Here is a 19,359-nt window from a genome sequence, read left to right as displayed (position 1 = left end):
GCGCGATTCCTCCGGGGTATATGCAAATCAAATATTGGCATTTTTTCCGCCGCGGACAGGCGCGGGTCCGCGGTTGTTTTCGATCAGCGCGAGCCGTTTCCAAAGCCGGCGTTCGAGTTCGAGTCCCTGTCGAAGCGGCAAATCGAGCCCTCCCCAGACCGCCAGCTTTAGCATCGCGGACCGCTCGCGGGCGACCCGTCCAAAGGCGCGGGCGAGCCACAGAGCGCGACGATCCAAATCCGCCACGGGAACTACTTCGGCGACCAAACCTACAAATAACGCGTTTTGGGCGTCAATCCAACGGCCGGTGAGGCAAAGGTCAAGTGCGCGACCCAGGCCGAGCCGGCGCGCGGCGGTTTGGGTGCCAGCGACGCCGGGAATCATGCCGGCGCCAGTCTCGGGCAGGCAAAGGCGGGTGTCGTCGGCGGCGATGGCGAGGTCGCACAGCAGCGCCATCTCGAGTCCGCCGCCGACCGTGAAGCCGTGGACGGCCGCGATGGTCGGGACGGGCAGCGCGCGGAGCATCCCCCACACGTCGCGGCGAAAGCGGGCCCATCGCGCGACGATCGGCGACGGCGCCATCCCGAACTCGGCAAGATCGCCGCCGGTGGAGAAGGCCGGACCGGCGCCCCGCAAGACCATCGCGCGAACCTCGCGATCGTCGTGGATGGCGGCGAGGACCTGAAACAGATCGTCGCGCATCGCCATGTTGTAAGCGTTGAATTGATCGGGACGATTGAGCGTGACCCACGCGACGGGGCCGCGCTTGCTGTAGAGAACCGCGCTCGAGCCGCTCGATGACATCATCCGGAGCGCAGGTCGGCGCTGTCGCTGCTGGCGATGGCGGGACGGCCGCGCTCGTAAACCACGCGGCCGCCGACGATTGTTATATCGACGGCGAGGTTCATCAGATCGGCGGGCTTGAGCGAGAACGGGTCGCGCGGCAACACGATGAGATCGGCAAGCCGGTCGGGCTCGACGGCGCCGGCCTCGAGCCGGGCGAGGCGCGCAGCGTCGATCGTGAAAAGCGCGAAGGCCTCGTGGACGGGGAGCGCTTCGGCGGGTGCGAGCTCGACGCCGTCGATGGTGGTGCGGGAAACCGCGGCCGCAATCGCCGCGAGCGGCTTGGCGGGTGTGACCGGGGCGTCGGTGGCGCCGGCCAGATGAACACCAGCGGCCTTGAGACTTCGCGCGCGGTAGAGATGCGCGACGAGGCCGGGCTCCGCGGCGTACTTGGGACCGCGGAAGTGGATGAAGCCGGGGTTGGTGACGACCCACACGCCGAGCGCCATGAGCCGGTCTATGTAGTTGGGCGTAATCAGCCCGCCGTGCTCGATGCGAAACCGCGGGATGGCGCGTTCGCCGGCGAAACCCGCCTTGGCGGCTTCGATCGCGGCGAGCGCCTCTTCCAATTCTTCGATTTCGGTCGCATGAAAGGCGCAATCGAGTCCGCGGTCGAGCGCGTGGAGCACGGTGCGCGCGAGCCCGGCACGGTCGTACTGATAGCCGGGCATGAACTTGACGGCGGACAACCCGATTCCAGCGGCGCGGGCAAGTTGTTCGCATCGATCGACGGCGTCGAGATGCTGCGCGCCGATCATCGCGCCGACGCGTTGGCATATCGCGCCCGAAGCCGCCAGCTTGGCGAACAGTTCGACTTCGACGGGGCCGTTGCGCGCGGTTGCGTCGGTGAACGTGGTCACTCCCGCGGCGGCCAGTTCGCGGCTCATGATGCGCGCGCGTGATTCCGATTCCGCGGCGGTCACGAGCGGGAGATGATTCGACAGCCACGTTTCCATCCCGACCACGAGGCCGGTGAGCTTGCCAGCGGCGTCGCGAATCATGTTGGCGCCCAGCGGCGGGGTGAAGCCGGGAGCCTCAAGGCCGAGCAACGCGATGGCGCGCGAGTTGAGCCAGGTCGCGTGCAACGTCTGATGGCGCAAGCGCAGCGGGTTCTTGGGCAGCGACTGATCGAGCTCGGCGCGCGTGGGCCCGCGCTTTTCCAGCATCATCGCTTCGTCGCATCCGAACGCGCGCAGCCAGTTGCCGGGCGGAGTTTTGCCGGCGGCAAGCCGCAGATCGGCCAGCAGATCGCCAACCGTGCGGCATCGCTGAACCGAGACTCCGGTGGCAGCGGCGGCAGCTTGCAGGAAATGGAGGTGCGAATCGATGAAACCGGGAGCGACAGCGCGGCCCGCGAGCTTGATCAGATGAGTTCGCGGACCGACCAGCGGCTTCAGTTCCGCAAACGGACCGTGCGCGGCGATCAAGCCCCTGGAGATGGCAACCGAGTCGCTGCCGGGGTGGCCGAGGACCAGACCCTCGTGAAGAACCAAGTCGGCTTTCGCGGGCGGGACTACCACTTCGGAACGCATGCCTTCGTCGCCTGCGACCGAGCGCGGCGGCGTATGGACGCTCTAGTCGGAACTTGGAAGCGGCTTGGCTTCCTTGATCTTCATCTGAGCATCGCAACACTCGACGCCGCCGGCGCCAGCCTTGTTGCAGAGCACCTCGGTGCCGCACTTTTCGCATATGTAACGCTTACCGAGCACGTTAGCCATCGCAATTCACTCCTTGAACCGGGGCCGTGCGGGCCCGCAGGTTAAACTTAAAGTATCGCTTCAACTCTTTAACTCTGCGCGAACGGCAAATCAGTCACGATCGCGGCGCCGTCCCCGCCAATCTTCAACTCAACCCCGGGCGTCCATGCGCTGTGGTGCAAAATCGCAAGCCCGATCGCGCCCAATCGCGGCGAGCGCACGGCACTGGTCACACGGCCGACTTCCGTCCCGGCCAGACTGACGACCGCGCCGACCGGAGGCACCTGCGCATCACTGAACTTAAGTCCAAACATCCGTTTTTTCAAACCGCCGCGCGCGGTCGCCCGCTCGATAGTTTCCTGCCCGAGGTAGCATCCTTTGGAGAACGAGATTGCGCGATCGAGCCGCGCCTCGAGTGCGATCGTCTTGTCAGCGGTATCCACACCGACGAGTGCAACGCCGTTTTCGACGCGGATGGTTTCGAGCGGGCTCGAATCGACGCGGCGCGAATGCGGCGCCCTCGCAAGTATGCCGGCGATGGTCGAATCGACCGAATCGCGCGAAGCGATTACGGATACAGCGGGTCCGCCGTAACGAGGCAGGTTGCCGATCAGCGACTTGCCGGCTTCGATGAAGCGCCAAGGGGGCAGGGACGCAGCCACTTCAGCAGGGCAGGCCGCGTCGAGCGCGGCAGGTCCCTCGACGTCGATCAGGGCAAGCCGGCTGGCGTCTTCGAATTCGACATCGTCGGCGACCAGCAGGCGCTCAAGATGCGCCCGCGTGCGCGTCCACGCATCGGAGTCGATATCGAGCACGAGCGCATCGCCGGTGACCCAGATGAATGCGTCGGCGATCACGTGCGCGTGCTCGGTCAGAAACAGCGCGGGCAGGATGGAACCGGGGCGGGCGCCCTTTACGTCGGCGGTGCACATCCCGTGGATGAACGAAGCGCGATCGTCGCCGACCACGCGCACGACGATTCGGCCGTCGAGCACGTGCACGCCCGCCGCGTGTACCACCGCGTCGTAAGCGGCGTCGAAGGCCGCGTCGGCGATTGCGGGCGCGGTCGGATGATCGGTTGTTTCGAGATGTGCCACGACAGTATCAAGATACTAGAAAGTGGCGGCGTTGCGTAACGCCAGCGGCATGCAGGAAGGGGAAATCACTTTGTTGAATTCGGAATTCACCGTGATTGAATGTGAAACCCTGCGCGGGTTTCACCCTTCCGCGGCAGGGCTGAGCCCTGCACCCGGTAACGAATCGAAAAATCCGCGCGGCGCGTCTTTTTCTCTCGGCGTAATACTGGCCAGCCGTGCCAACGGCCAGGGGCTGCGGCCCCTGCACCCGCAGTGAGAAGACGCGAAAATCTGCGCGGCGCATCTTTTCGCGACTACGCGATGGCAGGGGTGACCCCTGCACCCAGTATTAAGGCCGCCCGCCGATGGCGGGCTCGCCCCTGCCAACGGCTTAATGCTGCGCTGCCGTCGCCACGGCCAGGGGTCACCTCTGGCGGGGGCCCTCGGCTTCGGTCGGGATGACACAAAAAGTATTAGGTTTCAGAGGGCGGATTTGAATATAATCCGGGATATCCGAAGGAGCAAAACTATGGGCGCATTTATCCTGGGTTTGATTGTCGGCGCCGGCGGCGCTCTCGCGCTCTTTATCTACGACGAGGGCGATATATTCCTGAAGCTCTCACGTCAGATAAAGCAAACGGCAGAACGCTACCGGCAATCGCCGTAGCCGCACGGGTCAAGCCGCGCGATCGATCCGAATCCCTGGTGATTTAGTGTTTTAGCGGGCGGGGCACGCTCGAAGATTGGCGCAAAAAACTTGCCGCGCGCTGCGGGCTTGCGTAGAATTGCCCTCTTAACCTTCGTTCTTTATCGAGAGTGTCCACACAATGCTGATTCAAGCGACGCAACTGCGCCCGGGTATGATTGTCGAATACAACAAAGAGCTGTACCGGATCATGACGATCACGCACATCACGCCCGGCAACTGGCGCGGGATGGTGCAGACCAAGCTGCGCAACGTGAAGACGGGATCGCAAACCGAGAACCGGTTTCGGTCGGAAGATCGCGTCGAGCGGGTCATCCTGAACCAGAGCAAGATGCAGTTCCTCTATCAGGACGGCGACGATTTCCATTTCATGAACACCGAGAACTACGAGCAGATCACGATTCCCAAGGAGCTGATCGAGGACGTGGTGGGATTTCTGACGCCGAACCTCGAAGTCGAAGTCGAGTTCTATGAAACGACGCCGCTCAACGTCCGGCTGCCGAAAACGGTGGCGCTCAAGGTGGCCCGGACCGATCCGGGAGTGAAAACGGCGGCGGTGACCAACACGCTCAAGCCGGCGACGCTGGAGACCGGAAGGACGATCCAGGTGCCGCATTTCGTCGTCGAGGGCGACACGATCACGATCAACACCGAAACCGGCGAGTACCTGTCACGCTCGAAGTAGCGCGCACGCGAGCCGAAGTTGATTAGCGCGCGCCAGACGGAACGACATGCCGGGCGCAATCGCAAGGCTGCGCTGAATCGCAAGGCTGCGCCCGAGCGCGCGCAGCCGCATCCGATACGCTTCGGGCCGAACCTCTACGTCGCGCATACGCAGCCCGGATTCGAGGGGATCGCGGCTTTGGAAATAGCAGGACGAATCCGACGCGCCCGTGAGATCGCGCGGCGAGTGGTGCCCGATCGCGCCGGGATGACGATTTTTTTCGCGCCGGCCGCCGAGAAACTGGGCGCGATCCGGACCGCCGAGGACCTGTTCGGGCTGGCCGGCTACCGAGCCGGGGTTGGACCGGAGAGCGTGGCGCTGGACAAGATTCGCGCCGCGGCGCGCGAAGCGCCGCTGGTCGAGGCCGCGCTGGCGGCGCGGGTCAAGGTCTCGCCGGGGACGCGCGCGGGCCGCAGGCTCAAGTTCCGCGTGATCGCCAGGATGGCGGGCGAGCACGAATTTCGGCGCGTGGATTTTCAACGCGCGGTCGAGCGCGGGATTCTCGAGCGGGGCGACCACACCTGGCGGTTGGAAGAAGAGGACGCCGACGTCGAGTTCTGGGCGAGCATGATCGACGCGGAGTTTTTTCTGACGGTGAGGCTCAGCGACGACCGCATGCGGCATCGCGAGTACAAGGCGGCGCATCGCCCCGCCTCGCTGCGCGCGTCGAGTGCGGCGGCGCTGGGATGGCTGTCGGAGCCGTGCGAGGACGACGTGGTGCTCGATCCATTTTGCGGCGCGGGAACCATTCTGATCGAGCGGGCGCATCTGGGGCGCTACGCGATGCTGCTGGGCGGCGATCGCGATCATGCGGCGCTCGCGGCGGCGCGGATCAATGTCGGCGCGCGTTACAAGCCAATCCAGCTCGAGAACTGGGACGCGGGCGCAATCCCGCTCGGCGACGCGAGCGTAAATAAAATCGTCACCAACCTGCCGTGGGGATTGCGCTATGGATCGCACGGCGAGAATCGAAAACTCTATCCGCTGTGGTTCAGGGAGTTCGCGCGCGTGCTCAAGAGCGGCGGCGTGATGGTGATGCTGACGGCGGAGTGGCGGCTGATGCGCGAGCTCGAGCGCGTCGGCAAGATCGCACCGAGCAGGATTATCCGCGTGTCGGTGCTCGGCAAGCCGGCGGCAATCTACGTGTGCCGCAAGGAATAGACGCGCTACCTGGCCGGGGAAAAGAAGGCGAGAACCGCGTTTGAGATCCCGTGGGGCTCGCTGCCGTCGATGGGCACAATATACGCCATCGGCGGCGGCGCAAATCCCAGCGCCCGCTTTGGCGATCCCGCCAAGCGCACGCCGGCGTAAATGAATGACGATGAATCGGGCGACCAGATGGTGTGCGATACGGCGAGTTGGTCGAAGTAACGGTACGCGGTCGATTCTTCGGGCGTCGCGAGAAAGTTGCCGAGCGCTTTTTCGGCGCCAGTCTTAACGTCCACCACAGACCAGCTGTAGTAGGGTTTGTCTGCGGGGACGCCGATGTAGGCGAGATGCCGCGAGTCGGGCGCGAAGAAAAATGCGGCGACGTCGTTGTGGGTCAACCATTTCGAATTCGCGCTGGCGACGTCAACCAGCTTGATTCCGTGATAGGTGGGATTGCGCGGCATGATCGCCGTCGAGTAGGCCAGATGCGCCGAGTCGGGCGCCCACACGAAACTGTTCTCGCCGACCGGCAAACTCACGATGGAGCGCGGACGGCCGGCGTCGGCGTCGGCCACCACGATGTTCGATTCGGCGTGGTAGTTGGCGATGTAGGCGAGATGCTTGCCGTCAGGCGACCAGGCGGGAGTCTTGAACGGCGTGCGGCCGCTCGAGAGCACCTTGACGATGTTCTGGCTGGTGGGCGTCAGACTCATCAGCGAAACCTGTTCGGTGCGATCCGAGTCGAGGGCGAGCGTATGCAAGGCAACCTCGCCGGGCCGCGCGCCCCAATCGAAGTACAGAGGCATCCCGGTGGTGACGATTCTGACCGGCCTCGACTCGTTGACCTGGGCCAACACCAGGCTGAGTCCGCGCGGCTCACCGAGCAGAAATGAAAGATGCTGCCCGTCGGGCAGCCAGGCCAGGTACACGATGGGCTCGGCGCGGCTCTCAAAGATTTGGGTGGGCTGGCTGCGCGCGAGATCGTAAACCCATACCGCGAACGAATTGTCAGCTTGCTTGTGAGTCCGGGACGAATATGCCAGGCGCTTGCCGTCGGGCGAGAACGTCGGCAATCCGTAGGCGGTAGTGCTGGCGGGGGCCGCGTCGGGGGCAGAGTCGGCGACCGGCACGATCGCGTCGAAGCGCCGGACATGAATCGCGGCTGCCTTGCACGTGATGCATTTCGGCTCCGAACATTTGGCATCGCAGTAGTAGATGTTGGAATCAGTGCCTACGAAGGTGATCGCGCCGGGCGGCGGCGCGCCATGGGCAATGGTTGCGAGGGCGAATTGAAACAGGACGGCCGCGGCTGCGGGATTTCGCAAGCATGCACGGAGAGAGCGCATCACTGATGGCGTCATCGTGTTTAGAATTGCGCCGGCAGGGGTGCCAAGGCAAGAACGATCCTGCGCGGGAAACCACCTTGCAGCCGGGCGCGGCGGCGAGTGATCGCGACGGGTTGACACGACGCCGCCCAATCGCGCAAAGTTGATGACATGCGCCGAATCGCAATTATTTTCTGCGCCGCGCTTTGGATCGCGCTGCCCACAATTTCGCACGCGCAGTACAACGACACCGATCTACAGAATCCCAAGGAATATCACGACGAGGATTCGCAGCCGCTCGCGATTGTCGCCGACCTGCTCTATCCCGTTGGTTTCGCGGCCGAATGGCTCGTGGCGCGTCCGATGCATTACCTGGTCACCGACAGTCCGGTAGCGCCGATTTTCCGGCCGGTGGACGGCAATGACGGCACGCCAGCGCCGCCGGTTCCGATTATTCCGGACAACACGATGGAGTCGGAGTCGGCGTCGGCATCCACGACACCGCAGGATTGGTCTCCAACCAGGGGGCCAGTCACGACGAATGCAACGGTGATTAAGCAGGAAGCACCGTCATTCGTGGCGCCCTCGACGTCATCCGCGGCGCCCTCGAGCGGTCAGCCGGTGCTTCACTGAAATTTCGCGTCCCGCTATGAACCATCGTCATTGACGCAATCTTGCGAAGCGTTCGGCAGTTGTTTCCGTCGTTGAATGTTGCATATCCTTTGGAAATAGAATTTTTTGTCAATCGGATGCGTCGAATCTGGTGTGGATGAGCTAATCACAGGCTTGTTCCAAGCGGGGAAGTAGCGTCAGTTAGATGGCGGTTGCACTCAAAGAGAAAGCTCCGACCGATCCCGCCGAACTCAAGAAGTGGCGCGAGGACGAGCAGGCGAAAGAACGGGCGAAGCGGGACAAGGAAAAGTCCGAGCTCGGCAGCTTGTGGTGTCGGCGCGATTTCCTGGGTGTGCTCGGATGGGCGGGGTTCGGCGCATTCTCGCTGATCGGTCTGCTCGCGGCGATTCGCTCGGCGTTTCCGCGCGTGCTCTTTCTGCCGCCATCGAAATTCAAGGCCGGCCTTCCGGACGATTACGTGGTTGGCGAAGTGAGCGAGAAGTACAAGCAGGATTTCCGCACCTGGATCATTCGCACCAAGGCGGGTTTCTACGCGATCTTCGCCAAATGCACCCATCTGGGATGCACGCCGCGATGGTTGAAGACCGAGCAGAAGTTCAAATGTCCGTGCCACGGCTCGGGCTATTACATCAACGGACTCAACTTCGAAGGGCCGGCGCCACGTCCGATGGATCGATTCAAGATTTACGTTGGTGACGACGGACAGCTGGTGGTCGATAAGTCGGTCGTGTACACGATGGAACCAGGCGTCGATCCGAATGAGCAGTATCCCGACAGCATCTTGAAGATCACTTGACAGAGACTTAGAATTACGCGCGGCGGATGCAGCTCGGTAAAGAGCCGCATCCGTTTTTATATTTCCACTGGGAGTAGATTTTTTGCGATGGCAATAATCAAAGCCGGTAACATCAACCTCAGCTACGAAACTTACGGCGACGGCGAGCCGTTGCTGCTGATCATGGGATTTGGGATGTCGGGCGCCGCGTGGATCCCGTCGCTGCCGTTCTTCAGCGGCTTCAAGTGCATTTATTTTGACAATCGCGGAACCGGACTCAGCGACAAGCCCGAGGATATCTACACCGTCGAGGGCATGGCCGACGACGCGAGCAACCTGCTCCGGGCGCTCGGAATCGCAAAAGCAAAAGTGTTCGGAGTGTCGATGGGCGGGATGATCGCGCAGGAGCTCACGCTCAGGCATCCCGAGCAGGTCGCCAAGGTCGTGCTTGGATGCACGATGGCGGGAGGTCCAACCACGAAGATGGCGGCGCCGGAAATCCTGGAAAGGCTGATGACGGCGAGCAAGATCATGGCGACCGATCCGGAGAAGGGCTTCGACATCCTGCTGCCGGCGCTCATGCCGGTGGAATTCGCCGCCGAGCATCCCGAGATCAAAGCGATGCTGATCGCGGGCGCGAAGATGATGCCACCTACGCCGGCGCAGACCGCGGACCGCGCGCTGGCGGGCATCTTGCAGTTCAACGCGTACGATCGGCTGGCGCAGATCAAGTGCCCGGTGCTGATCGTGCACGGCGACAAGGACGTGCTCGTGCTGCCGGAGAACGCCAACCTGATCAAGAGCAGAATCCCGCAGGCCGAGTTGTACATGATTGCGGGCGCGGGACATGCATTTCAGCTGGCGGATCCGATCGGGATTCACCAGAGAATCGTCACCTGGCTGAGGAACTGAGGGCGAGCGAGCAGGTTGGCTTGCGGGCCGCTCTTTCCGATGCTCCTAGACCTGGATCAGTACGCCGTTGTGGATTAAAAAACTCAGCACATTGGCGCCAAGGCGTTGTGACTCATGGTCCGGGTTGTGTTCGCGGAACTCACGAATCTTATTGGCGTAATGGGCGCGCCATTTGGTGCTGATTACCCGCTCACCGTCTGACTTCCGGACCCGAAAGCATCGCCCGATGATCGCATCGGGATTCTCGCCCACGAATTGGCAGAATCGCGCGAGCGCTTGCAGCTTCTCGGGCTCTTCGGCAATCGGGTCGCCGCCCCACTGATCGCTTAGATCGCGCCGCCAGGTCCTGACCGACTCGTACCCTTCAATCGTCTGCTCAGTCATCATCCTCTATTCCGGAAAACTAGTCCTGCTCCACGGGTCGCTTGGGCTCGAAGGATCGACCGCCGTGAACCTACCGACGCCTGGTGCTCCATCGTGCCTCTGCTACCTCGAGAAAATGTGAACCGACATTGCCGCGGCATCGCGTCCGAGAAAGCCGCCACCGTTTTCGGTGAGTCCTATGCGCGCGCCGTTCACCTGCCGCGCGCCGCATCGCCCGCGTAGTTGATCGACGATTTCCACGATCTGCGCGATTCCAGTGGCGCCAATCGGATGGCCCTTCGAGAGCAGTCCGCCGCTGGGATTGACGACATGGGCTCCACCGAGATCCATGGCCCCGCTCGCGAGGAATTTGGGACCGTCGCCGCGGGCGCAGAGTCCGAGTTCCTCACATGAGATGAGTTCCGCCGGCGCGGCGGCGTCGTGAACCTCGAGCACGTTGATGTCCGATGGTCCCACGCCGGCGACTTCGTAAGCGCGCTTGGTCACGCGCTCGAGCGCGGTGGGTTCGTCAGCCGCGCGATCGCGCCCTGAAAAGATTACTGACGCGCGCACCTCGACCGGCGTCGCGATACCCAGTCGGCGCGCATACTTCTCCGACATGAGCACTGCCGCGGCTGCACCGTCTCCGATCGGCGAACACATCATTACGGTCAACGGCGGCGAGACCTCGCGCGCGGCCAGGACCTGCTCGCGCGTGACCCGATCGTGGAACTGCGCCTTGGGATTCAGCGCGCCGAAGGCGTGGCTCTTCACCGCGATATCGGCAAAGGTGTTCGCGGTCGCCCCGCTGATCTTCATGTATTCGCGGGTGGAGGCCGCGTAGATGTCCATGAAGAACGATTTCTTCTCGCCTCCGCCCTCGATTTCCGGTTTCTTGTCGCCGGAGCTCATCCGAGCCTTGAGTTCGCGAAGTTGATCCAGATCCACGGCGGTGCCGATCGCCCTGAAGGTGAGACCTTTATCGGGATGGGTCATCTTCTCCGCGCCGACGGCGAGCGTGACGTCGTAGAGTCCCGATTGAATCGCCATCCACGCCAAGTGGAACGCGGACGAAGCGGACGCACACGCGTTTTCGACGTTGAACAGCGGGACGCCAAGGATTCCGGTGTTCCGGAGCGCGACTTGTCCGCGGATCATTTCCTGGCCGGTGATCAATCCGGCAATCGCATTGGAAAAGAAAACCGCCTCGACATCCTTCGGCGCGACGCCGGCGTCCTTGAGCGCATCGCCCACCGCTTCTTCGGCCAGCGAGCGGACGCCGCGATCCGAATACTTGCCGAAGCGCGTCATCCCGACGCCGGCTACTGTCACACGTTCTCTGTTTGGCATGCTGATTCCTCCCTGTCAGGCGCGGGCAATGTCGATTCCCGCTTTCTCTCGATCGATCGGTCCCTGAAGATGCGCCATGTTGATTCCCCTGCGATCCCGACGCGGCGCTACCGTGCCATCGCGGGTCCCGTCACGCCGGCGCGACTGAGAATGTGGCGCGCACCTGCGAGGCTCAGGACATCGTTGGTGCCGTCCTCAATCAAAGAGGCGCGTGCGTCGCGGAAGATTTTTTCGATTCCGTACTCCTTGCTGAGGCCATTGCCGCCGAATACCTGGAGTGCGTCGCTCGCGACTTCGAACGATGCCTGAGTGCAGAACGTCTTGGCCGCGATCGCGTGCTCCAGTGACGGAGTCGTCGAGGTCTGGTTGTAGATCATCACGGCCCGTGACAGCGCCCGGCATGCCTCAACCTTGGTGAACATCTCGAACAGATGCTTCTGGACGAGTTGATGCTCGCAGATCGGCTGCCCGCCCTGGACGCGCTGCCTGGAGTAGTCGAGCGCTTCCTCGTAGGCGGCGCGTGCGACGCCGGTGAACGCAGCCGCCATCGCAGAGTTGGCAAATGTGAGAGTCCGTTCGACTTCGAGCTCGTAGCCCTCGCTCTTTGTCAGCATCCATTTGCGCGGAATCCTCACATTGTCGAAATAAATTTCACCCTGATTGAGCGCGCGCTGGCCGAGCTTGTTGAGCGGCTTACCCTTTGACACGCCCGGCAGGTTGAGCGGGACGAACGCGACACCGCCGCCGGCCATGCCGGCCTTGGGCTCGGTCGTCAGGTAAAGCGCCGCATGGGTTGCGATCGTCCCGTTCGAGACCCACGCCGCCTTCTGTCCATTGATCACGTATGAGTCGCCATCGGCGCGCGCGACGACCTGACCGGTCACGCGGGGATTGTGGAACTCGGGCGTACCCGGCACCAGTTCATCGGAGCCGTGCTGAGGCTCAGTGATCGCCCAGCATCCGATGAGACTACCGTCGCGATCGGCGATATAGGGCTTAACGAACTTTTCGAAAAGCTCCGGATTGCCGCTCGCGGCGGCGGCGGAAAACGGGAAACTCGTGGCCAGAAGGCTTATGGCCAGATCACCCGCGCCCCAGGCCAGCTCCTCGATCAGCACATGCATTCCGAGCCCACGCAGTCCCATGCCGCCCATTTCCGTGGGAAGGCCGGCGACGTGGTATCCCAGCTGGTATGCCTGCTTCAAAACGCTTCGCAGCGGCGAATCGAGCGCGATCACGTCGCGCGGATCGGTCATGCGGTCGAGCTTCACCGCAGCCGGGCGAAGGACATCCTTGGCGAAGCGATGAACGCTTTCTTTGACCGACTCGATATCTTTAGGGGATTCGACGTTCAGCTCGCGGTAGGTGTCCATTCCTTGCTCCTCGACGGTCGTACTAAATGGAATGGGTAGCATAGGTTGTGCCCGGAATGAACGATCGTTTAGTGAAGAGTTTTCAGTCGTGGGATGTATCCAATCGCCGCAATGATTCTTTTCGGGGCAACTCGAGTGGCGTGGCGCGTCTAGGCGAATACGCATCGCTGGTCTATAAGCAAGATGAAAGGAACTGTGAAGACGCAGGCCGCGCTTCAAATCGCACGACGATCGAGGGCGCGCCTACACCCCGCTGCGCAGAGGGAGATTCACCAATGGCAAAGATTGACGGCGGCGAGATGCTGGTAAGGACGCTCGAGCAAGAGGGCGTACGCGAGATTTTCACGCTCCACGGCGGCCATCTCGACGCGATTTACGCGGCCTGCCGCGCGCACGGCTTTCGCGTAATCGATACTCGTCACGAGCAGGCAGCGGCGCATATGGCTGACGGATGGGCGCGCACGACGGGGCGTCCGGGCGTCGCGATCGTGACCGCGGGGCCAGGAGTCACAGACGCGGTCACTGGAGTCGCCAACGCTTTCATGGACTCGATCCCGATGATTTTGATCGGAGGGCGAAGCCCGCTCATCGAGGATGACAAGCTGTCGCTGCAAGCGGTCGATCAGATGGGCATCCTGCGGCCTATCACCAAGTGGGCGCGCAGCGTCACGCATACCGAGCGGATTCCAGAATACCTGGCGGCGGCTTTCCGCCATGCGACTTCAGGCCGCCCCGGGCCGGTGTTCCTGGAGCTGCCGATCGACGTGCTGTTCACCCGCGTTGATGAGGAGCGAGTCGAGTTTCCCAAAGATTATCGGTCCAAAGAGCCCGCCGGTCCGGGCAGAGCCGCGCTCGCGCAGGCGCTCAACTGGCTTGCCGAGGCGAAGCGCCCGGCGATCCTTGCCGGCGGCGGAGTATGGTTCGCGCAGGCCGCGGCCGAGCTGACGCGCTTTGCCGAGCTTACCAACACCCCGGTGATGACCAACGCCAAAGCGCGCGGCTCGATCTCCGAGGAGCATCCGCTATGCTTCGGAGGCTTCGGCCCGATTCATCCCGCGATCCATGCGAGCGGCGGCGGCAGCGCCGACCTCGTAATCCTGCTTGGTACGCGGATTGGGTTGTTTACCGGCGGGCGCAACTCGGTGATTCCGGGCGATGCACGCGTGATCCAGGTCGATATCGAGCCCGAGGAGATCGGGCGCAACCGGAATATCGAGCTCGGCATTGTTTCCGATTGCGGCGAATTCCTACGCCAGGCCTGCGCAGCGGCGAAGGACGAAAAATTCGACCCGCACGCGGAATGGCTGGAGCGGTTGAGCGCGATCCGCAATGCAATGCGCCATCGCTTCGACGATGCGCTCAAAGACGGGCCCGGCCCGATTCATCCGGCGCGGATGGCGCACGAGATCGCCAAGACCCTGAGCACCGACGCGATCGTGGTCGCCGACGGTGGCGAGACCGCCGCCTGGATGTCAAATGCGTGGACGGCGCGCCATCCGGGACGATTCCTGACGCATGGTTATCTCGGTTGCCTGGGGACCGGCCTTCCGTTCGCGCTCGCATGCAAGGCGGCGCACCCGGACAAGCAGGTTTTCTGCATCGTCGGTGACGGATCGGCGGGGCTTAATTTCTCGGAATTCCATACCGCGGCGAAGAACAACCTGCCTATCGCCGTCGTAATCAACAATGACCAGCAATGGGGGATGTCCAAGCACGGGCAGGAGCTGATGTGGGGGAAAGGCCGCACCATGGCTACCGAACTCGGCATGGTTCATTACGAACGCGCCGCCGAGGGTCTCGGCGCCCAGGGCGAACTGGTCGAGCGCGCGGCGGATATCGCGCCGGCGCTCAAGCGGGCGCTCGCTTCGGGACGGCCCGCTTGCATCAACATCGTCACGGACCGCGACGTGATCGAGCCGGGCACGCTTGCGATGTACAGCGCCGGCCTTGCTGGACTCACGCAGGAAAAACCGAAGCCCGATCCCGGGGGTGAGACTACGCTGCCCTATTACGGTAAGCGCAAGCTGGATTGAATAGATTGCGGCGCGTGCCCGTGATCGAGCGAGGCGCCCGATTGCAGACAGGCCTCGGCCCGCATCGGCGAGGCTGACCTATCCGCTACCGTTTGCCGACGCTCGCGGCGGTGCGATGATGAAATCATGGTGAGATGGCGCGTGCTTGCCGACGCGGTTGTGATGATCCATGCGGCTTATGTCGTGTTTGTTGTTTTCGGCTTCGCCGCAATCCTCATCGGTGTTGTGTTTGAGTGGGAATGGGTGCGGGGATTCGGTTTTCGCCTCTCGCACCTTGTGGCGATCGCGTTAGTTTGCCTGGAAGCGATTTTGGGTGTGATGTGTCCGTTGACCACGCTCGAGGACTCGTTGCGTGCCAGAGCAGGACAGGCGCGCTACCCAGGCGACTTTGTCGCTTACTGGACGCACCGCCTGATCTTCTACAACGCGCCACCGTGGATGTTCACCGCGCTTTACGCCACCTTCACAATCCTGGTGGCGGCGACCTTCTGGCTTGCGCCGCCCAAATGGCCGCGCCGCAGTTCGCACTCGCGCGGCGGATCGCGGATCAGGCGGATCAACTACCGGCGGTACTAGTTTCGCGGCGCGAATCAGCCATAGGCCAGCGAACTTCAAACGTCACGATCTGAAAGGGGCGCAGATCCAACTCGACGGAACCGTCGCGGCGCCGCTTAAGCTTGGCACCTTTCAAAGGCCGGCCAGCGAGATCGATCAATCGAGATCTCCGGCCGCGGCCGAAGTTGAATCGCGCGATCTCCGGCGACTCGGAAGCGCTGAAGGCGCGTACGATGTAGGCCCCGACGCGCTGCGTCGCGCGCGCGGTGGAAAACACTACTTGCGGATTGTCGCAGGCGCAAAGTCGATTCTCAGAAACATCCAAAGCGGAGCGAGCCTGGAACACGCGCGGCGGATACGCATACGCCTGGCTTAGCTGAACGACGCCGGCGCCTGCATACGAACCGCGCCAGGCCGTGATGGCAAATTGAAAACGATGCTGGCCGATTTCCTGGGCGTCGGGCGTCTCGAGCTCCGGACCCGCATCACCACGGCGCATCTTCAGGTCTCCGCGCGAAAGCCATCCTACGCATCGCAACAGCGTCAACAGGATTGTCGTACCGCCGCCGTCTCGCCTGGCCTCGGTCTCGTAGATTCCACGGCTCATCATGGCCGCCGAAAACTCCGCGGACTGCACCGCGGTGAAGGTCCGATGGGGCGCGGTCGGATAGACATCTTCCGTGGCGCCGGCCGGCTCGGTTGGATCGAGCGGGCGGCGGACGATTCCGAAATTCGTGTCGGAGAGCGACTGCGTAGCCGCAATCGGCGTGGATAGAGCGACGCGGATGCGATGGTCGCGCGCGCGATTATCTATCGCCGCCTCGAAATCCACGCGCTCCAGTCCCGCGTAGATGGTGGCGGTCAGTTGCACCGGAACCTCGACGGTCTGTGGCGCGCGCGCCGTGCGATCCTCCGTGAGCGCGCACGGGAGACGGTAAACCAATGAGAGGGCGATGCGGCTTCTGACCGTTGCGCGCTCGATCACGCTGGCGGGGATCGATGCAGGCCTCGAGATCGGCGCCGAATCGGCCACCGGGTCGAAGCTGTATTCGTCGCCTCGGTCGCCGTCATCTTCGAAATAAATTTCAAGGGTCTTGTTGTTTTTCAGGTCGTCGATTTTCAGCCCACGCGGCGACGGACTGAGCCTGAAGTATTCGTTCTCGATCGATTCGATCCCGGCCGCATTGGCCGGCGTATCAGCAGCGAGTTCGTCCGAGCGAACGAGCCGATAAAGGCTGAAGCCGGCCTGCACGAGTGCGTCGTCAACGAAAGTGATCTGCGCCCGCGCGGCCTCCGTAGCCCGGATCCGAAGGATCGCATCGTCAGCCAGCTCAAGAATTCGCCGGCGAAAGCTCTCCGAATCCAGGTCGCCCGCCGGACTGCGGCTGACGAACACGCGGAGATCGAATCGGTTGTCTCCAACGGGTTCGAGTTCGAACCGGTTCACATACTGGTCCATCACCTGAGCGCCGGTGATCAAGCCTTTGAGGTCGGCCGCCTTCACCTCGATTTCCAACGGCCGCGCCGGCCGCGCGACGTCGATCGCGACGGGAATCCGGCGTCCGTCGCTATCCAGCGCGACGTAGCTTGCATGAGGATCGCCGACTTCGGTTTCACCCGTGATGAGCGCGCGGCGAGCGAACGTGGGATTGAACACCGCGATCGCGGCTTCGCCGCCGTTTGGCGCTGAAAGCAGGGCCTCCGAGGCGCGGCGCGCCACGATCTCGCCGATCATTGCGGCCTGATCGAAGCGGTAGCGCATGTCCTGATGAACCTGGTCGATCGAGCATCCGCAGATCGAGTCGTGCGGATGGTTCTGAATCTGCATGCGCCAGGCAACCTCGAGCAGCGCGGTCAGGTCGTCAGCCTGGTTCAAAGGAAAGGCGAGCGCGGCAAGCGGATCGGCAATCCGCTCGAGCAGGTATGCGTTCTGGAAGTCACGCTGCTTTATCCAGGCTCGCGTCGAGCTGACGCCCGGCGTGATATTCGCCCGGGCGGGAGATCGCAGTTCGCCGCGGACGCGAGGCGTGCCGTTCCGGGGCAGCTCGGAAAGCCGCTTCGCGTAATCGTCGAGCGTGCCGACCTCAGCCGTGAATGGCGCGCGTCCGGCTGCTTGCTTCAGGCGCTCGAAGACGATCGGATCGGGTTCCGCGTGATCGTTGCCGTTCATCACCAGGATCGGAGCGTCGGCCGAGAACTCGCGTCCGCGCGCGGCGATTTCGTTCACTCGCGCGATCATTGCATCCGCCGAGTCGGTCGGCAGGCTGGCGCCGTTGGAATAGCCGAACGGCAGAAAGATCGTGAACAGCGCGCTGCCGTCGAGCGCTTCCCAGATGAATCGATTGCAATTCACTTCGCGTCCCACGCCGCGGAAAACGACCGCCGCCGTGAGCCCGAACCCCGAGAGAATCTGCGGAAGCTGTGCGGCGTGACCGAATTGATCGGGCAAATAGCCGGTCTGTGCGGACTTGCCGAATCGCCGCGCGATACGGCTGCCGATCTCAAGATTGCGAATCAGCGCCTCGCCGCTGGCAAGAAAGCTGTCCGCGAGCAGGTACCATGGACCGATTTGGAGCTTGCCGGCTTTCACCAGCTTCGCAATTCGGCGCGCACTATCGGGCCGTACTTCGAGGTAATCCTCGAGCACGATCGTCTGGCCGTCGAAGTGAAAGCATGGGAGGGCTCCGCTTTCGAGAAGCCCAAGCATCTTGTCGGTCATCGTGAGCAGCCGCGCACGCATCCGCTGAAACGGCTGATACCACTCGCGATCCCAGTGAGTGTGAACAACGAAATAAAGATGCTCCATGAAGCGCGCCTCGCCGATTAGAGTCCCATCGCGACGCATAGCGCCGCAACATCACCGATACGCTCGCCCAATGCAGCCGGCGCCACCTGGCAAGACCCCGCTGCCGCGGGCAAGGCCTCGCGCGCCATCACCTCGCGAGCGGGTCCGAGTATCATCTCGCCCGTGCGCATCGCCAGCCCGCCGATCACAATCCGCTCCGGATTGAGGATGTCAACCACAATCGCCAGAACCTGGCCGAGCCGCTCGCCCGTGGAACGAACGATTCGCATCGCGACCGCATCGCCGCGCTTCGCAGCCGCGCAAACGTCGCGAGCCGTGAGCGTCCGGCGATGGGCGGTCAGAATCGTGCTGCACCCGCGCTTTCGCGCGTCTCCGACGGCTCGCATCGCTACCTGCTCCATCCCGCCGCCGCTTGCCCATCCCTCGGCTGAACCGCGCTTGTTATGTCCGACAGGGCCGCCGCGAGTGAGCCGCACATGCCCGATCTCGCCGGCGAGATCGTCAGTGCCGTGGTAAAGTCGCCCATCGACGATGATTCCCGCGCCAAGTCCCGTGCCCATCGTGAGGAAGACCATGTTGTCGAAACCATGCCCCGCGCCGTAGCGATGCTCGGCGACGGCGCCGGCGTTTGCGTCATTCTCGACGTTGCATCGAGCGCCGAATTGCCGCTCGAGGATTCCCTTGATCGGAACATCCACCCACGTGGCAAGATTGGGCGGCGAATGGATAATTCCGCGCAATCGATCAAGCGGGCCGCCGCAGCTTATGCCCATACCGCGGATTGCCGAGATCGGAAGCCCGCGCCTCTTCAGAATGGCGCCGATTCCCTTACCGATCAGGTCGAGCGCGCGGTGGGGGCCCTTGGAGGGCAGGGTAGCGAACTGGTGACGCTCGCTAATATCCGGCGGCCGCTGCGAGACGACGATCGCCGTCTTTGTGCCACCGATATCGACACCGATCCAGATTTTTGCGGGCACGCGATCTCGCCCTCGACCATTTTAGTAGCGGGCAAGCTCTATCAAACGACCACCAGGTTCAC

The 19,359-nt window shown here is 63.0% G+C and carries 19 protein-coding genes; 9 read left to right on the top strand and 10 right to left on the bottom strand.

What is annotated here, in order from left to right; genetic code table 11:
- Positions 1 to 27 precede the first annotated feature (27 nt).
- The 4 genes from VIO10_RS09925 to VIO10_RS09910 form a co-directional block, all read right to left on the bottom strand.
- Positions 28 to 807, bottom strand: a complete 780-nt coding sequence (locus tag VIO10_RS09925) for an enoyl-CoA hydratase/isomerase family protein (protein ID WP_331963093.1) — start codon at positions 805 to 807, stop codon at positions 28 to 30.
- Positions 804 to 2,375: an amidohydrolase gene (locus VIO10_RS09920; protein ID WP_331963091.1), complete on the bottom strand. Its 1,572-nt coding sequence runs from the start codon at positions 2,373 to 2,375 to the stop codon at positions 804 to 806. The genes VIO10_RS09925 and VIO10_RS09920 overlap by 4 nt, the downstream gene beginning before the upstream one ends.
- A 42-nt stretch (positions 2,376 to 2,417) precedes the next feature.
- On the bottom strand, positions 2,418 to 2,561 hold the full coding sequence (locus VIO10_RS09915; protein ID WP_331963089.1) for a hypothetical protein: 144 nt from the start codon (positions 2,559 to 2,561) through the stop codon (positions 2,418 to 2,420).
- A 68-nt stretch (positions 2,562 to 2,629) separates the two neighbouring features.
- Positions 2,630 to 3,637, bottom strand: a complete 1,008-nt coding sequence (locus tag VIO10_RS09910; protein ID WP_331963087.1) for a YgfZ/GcvT domain-containing protein — start codon at positions 3,635 to 3,637, stop codon at positions 2,630 to 2,632.
- Positions 3,638 to 3,659: 22 nt separating this feature from the next.
- On the opposite strand from VIO10_RS09910, the gene VIO10_RS09905 reads away from it, so the two are divergent.
- From VIO10_RS09905 to VIO10_RS09890, 4 genes are all read left to right on the top strand, one after another.
- The gene (locus VIO10_RS09905; RefSeq protein ID WP_331963085.1) at positions 3,660 to 3,893 is read left to right on the top strand and encodes a hypothetical protein; all 234 of its coding nucleotides are present in this window, start codon (positions 3,660 to 3,662) and stop codon (positions 3,891 to 3,893) included.
- A gap of 252 nt (positions 3,894 to 4,145) precedes the next feature.
- Complete coding sequence (locus tag VIO10_RS09900) at positions 4,146 to 4,283, top strand: hypothetical protein (RefSeq protein ID WP_331963083.1); 138 nt, start codon at positions 4,146 to 4,148, stop codon at positions 4,281 to 4,283.
- 160 nt (positions 4,284 to 4,443) lie between these two features.
- The gene (efp, locus tag VIO10_RS09895) at positions 4,444 to 5,007 is read left to right on the top strand and encodes an elongation factor P (protein WP_331963081.1); all 564 of its coding nucleotides are present in this window, start codon (positions 4,444 to 4,446) and stop codon (positions 5,005 to 5,007) included.
- 18 nt (positions 5,008 to 5,025) lie between these two features.
- Positions 5,026 to 6,207 (top strand): methyltransferase domain-containing protein, encoded by a 1,182-nt coding sequence (locus tag VIO10_RS09890; protein ID WP_331963079.1) that lies wholly within the window; start codon positions 5,026 to 5,028, stop codon positions 6,205 to 6,207.
- Between the two features lie 5 nt (positions 6,208 to 6,212).
- Here the strand turns inward: VIO10_RS09890 and VIO10_RS09885 are convergent, their stop codons facing one another.
- Positions 6,213 to 7,556, bottom strand: a complete 1,344-nt coding sequence (locus VIO10_RS09885) for a hypothetical protein (RefSeq protein WP_331963077.1) — start codon at positions 7,554 to 7,556, stop codon at positions 6,213 to 6,215.
- A gap of 135 nt (positions 7,557 to 7,691) precedes the next feature.
- Here VIO10_RS09885 and VIO10_RS09880 point away from each other — a divergent pair, with 135 nt between their 5' ends.
- The 3 genes from VIO10_RS09880 (at position 7,692) to VIO10_RS09870 (ending at position 9,840) form a co-directional block, all read left to right on the top strand.
- Complete coding sequence (locus VIO10_RS09880) at positions 7,692 to 8,153, top strand: hypothetical protein (RefSeq protein WP_331963075.1); 462 nt, start codon at positions 7,692 to 7,694, stop codon at positions 8,151 to 8,153.
- Positions 8,154 to 8,337: 184 nt separating this feature from the next.
- Positions 8,338 to 8,949, top strand: a complete 612-nt coding sequence (locus VIO10_RS09875; protein ID WP_331963073.1) for a ubiquinol-cytochrome c reductase iron-sulfur subunit — start codon at positions 8,338 to 8,340, stop codon at positions 8,947 to 8,949.
- Positions 8,950 to 9,036: 87 nt separating this feature from the next.
- A complete protein-coding gene (locus VIO10_RS09870) occupies positions 9,037 to 9,840 on the top strand; it encodes an alpha/beta hydrolase (protein WP_331963071.1) in 804 nt (267 codons plus the stop codon).
- A 45-nt stretch (positions 9,841 to 9,885) separates the two neighbouring features.
- Here the strand turns inward: VIO10_RS09870 and VIO10_RS09865 are convergent, their stop codons facing one another.
- From VIO10_RS09865 to VIO10_RS09855, 3 genes are all read right to left on the bottom strand, one after another.
- Complete coding sequence (locus tag VIO10_RS09865) at positions 9,886 to 10,224, bottom strand: hypothetical protein (RefSeq protein WP_331963068.1); 339 nt, start codon at positions 10,222 to 10,224, stop codon at positions 9,886 to 9,888.
- A gap of 102 nt (positions 10,225 to 10,326) precedes the next feature.
- Complete coding sequence (locus VIO10_RS09860) at positions 10,327 to 11,553, bottom strand: thiolase family protein (protein ID WP_331963065.1); 1,227 nt, start codon at positions 11,551 to 11,553, stop codon at positions 10,327 to 10,329.
- Positions 11,554 to 11,660: 107 nt separating this feature from the next.
- Positions 11,661 to 12,926, bottom strand: coding sequence for an acyl-CoA dehydrogenase family protein (locus VIO10_RS09855; RefSeq protein ID WP_331963062.1), 1,266 nt, complete (start codon positions 12,924 to 12,926; stop codon positions 11,661 to 11,663).
- Between the two features lie 275 nt (positions 12,927 to 13,201).
- Between VIO10_RS09855 and VIO10_RS09850 the strand changes: the two genes are divergently transcribed.
- Together VIO10_RS09850 and VIO10_RS09845 are read left to right on the top strand one after the other, a co-directional pair.
- Positions 13,202 to 14,959 carry a thiamine pyrophosphate-binding protein gene (locus VIO10_RS09850; protein ID WP_331963060.1) on the top strand — a complete coding sequence of 586 codons (1,758 nt, stop codon included), beginning with the start codon at positions 13,202 to 13,204 and terminating at the stop codon, positions 14,957 to 14,959.
- A 141-nt stretch (positions 14,960 to 15,100) separates the two neighbouring features.
- Positions 15,101 to 15,535, top strand: coding sequence for a DUF2784 domain-containing protein (locus VIO10_RS09845; protein WP_331963057.1), 435 nt, complete (start codon positions 15,101 to 15,103; stop codon positions 15,533 to 15,535).
- Here VIO10_RS09845 and VIO10_RS09840 read toward each other — a convergent pair.
- Together VIO10_RS09840 and VIO10_RS09835 are read right to left on the bottom strand one after the other, a co-directional pair.
- Positions 15,516 to 18,359 (bottom strand): glycoside hydrolase family 38 C-terminal domain-containing protein, encoded by a 2,844-nt coding sequence (locus tag VIO10_RS09840; protein ID WP_331963055.1) that lies wholly within the window; start codon positions 18,357 to 18,359, stop codon positions 15,516 to 15,518. The genes VIO10_RS09845 and VIO10_RS09840 overlap by 20 nt on opposite strands.
- Positions 18,338 to 19,297: an ROK family protein gene (locus VIO10_RS09835; protein WP_331963053.1), complete on the bottom strand. Its 960-nt coding sequence runs from the start codon at positions 19,295 to 19,297 to the stop codon at positions 18,338 to 18,340. Before VIO10_RS09835 ends, VIO10_RS09840 begins: the two co-directional genes overlap by 22 nt.
- Positions 19,298 to 19,359 lie beyond the last annotated feature (62 nt).

The organism is Candidatus Binatus sp. (assembly GCF_036567905.1).
Taxonomy (GTDB): Bacteria; Desulfobacterota; Binatia; order Binatales; family Binataceae; genus Binatus.
Note: the sequence above shows the minus strand (reverse complement) of the source record. Positions and strands in the feature narration are given on the sequence as shown.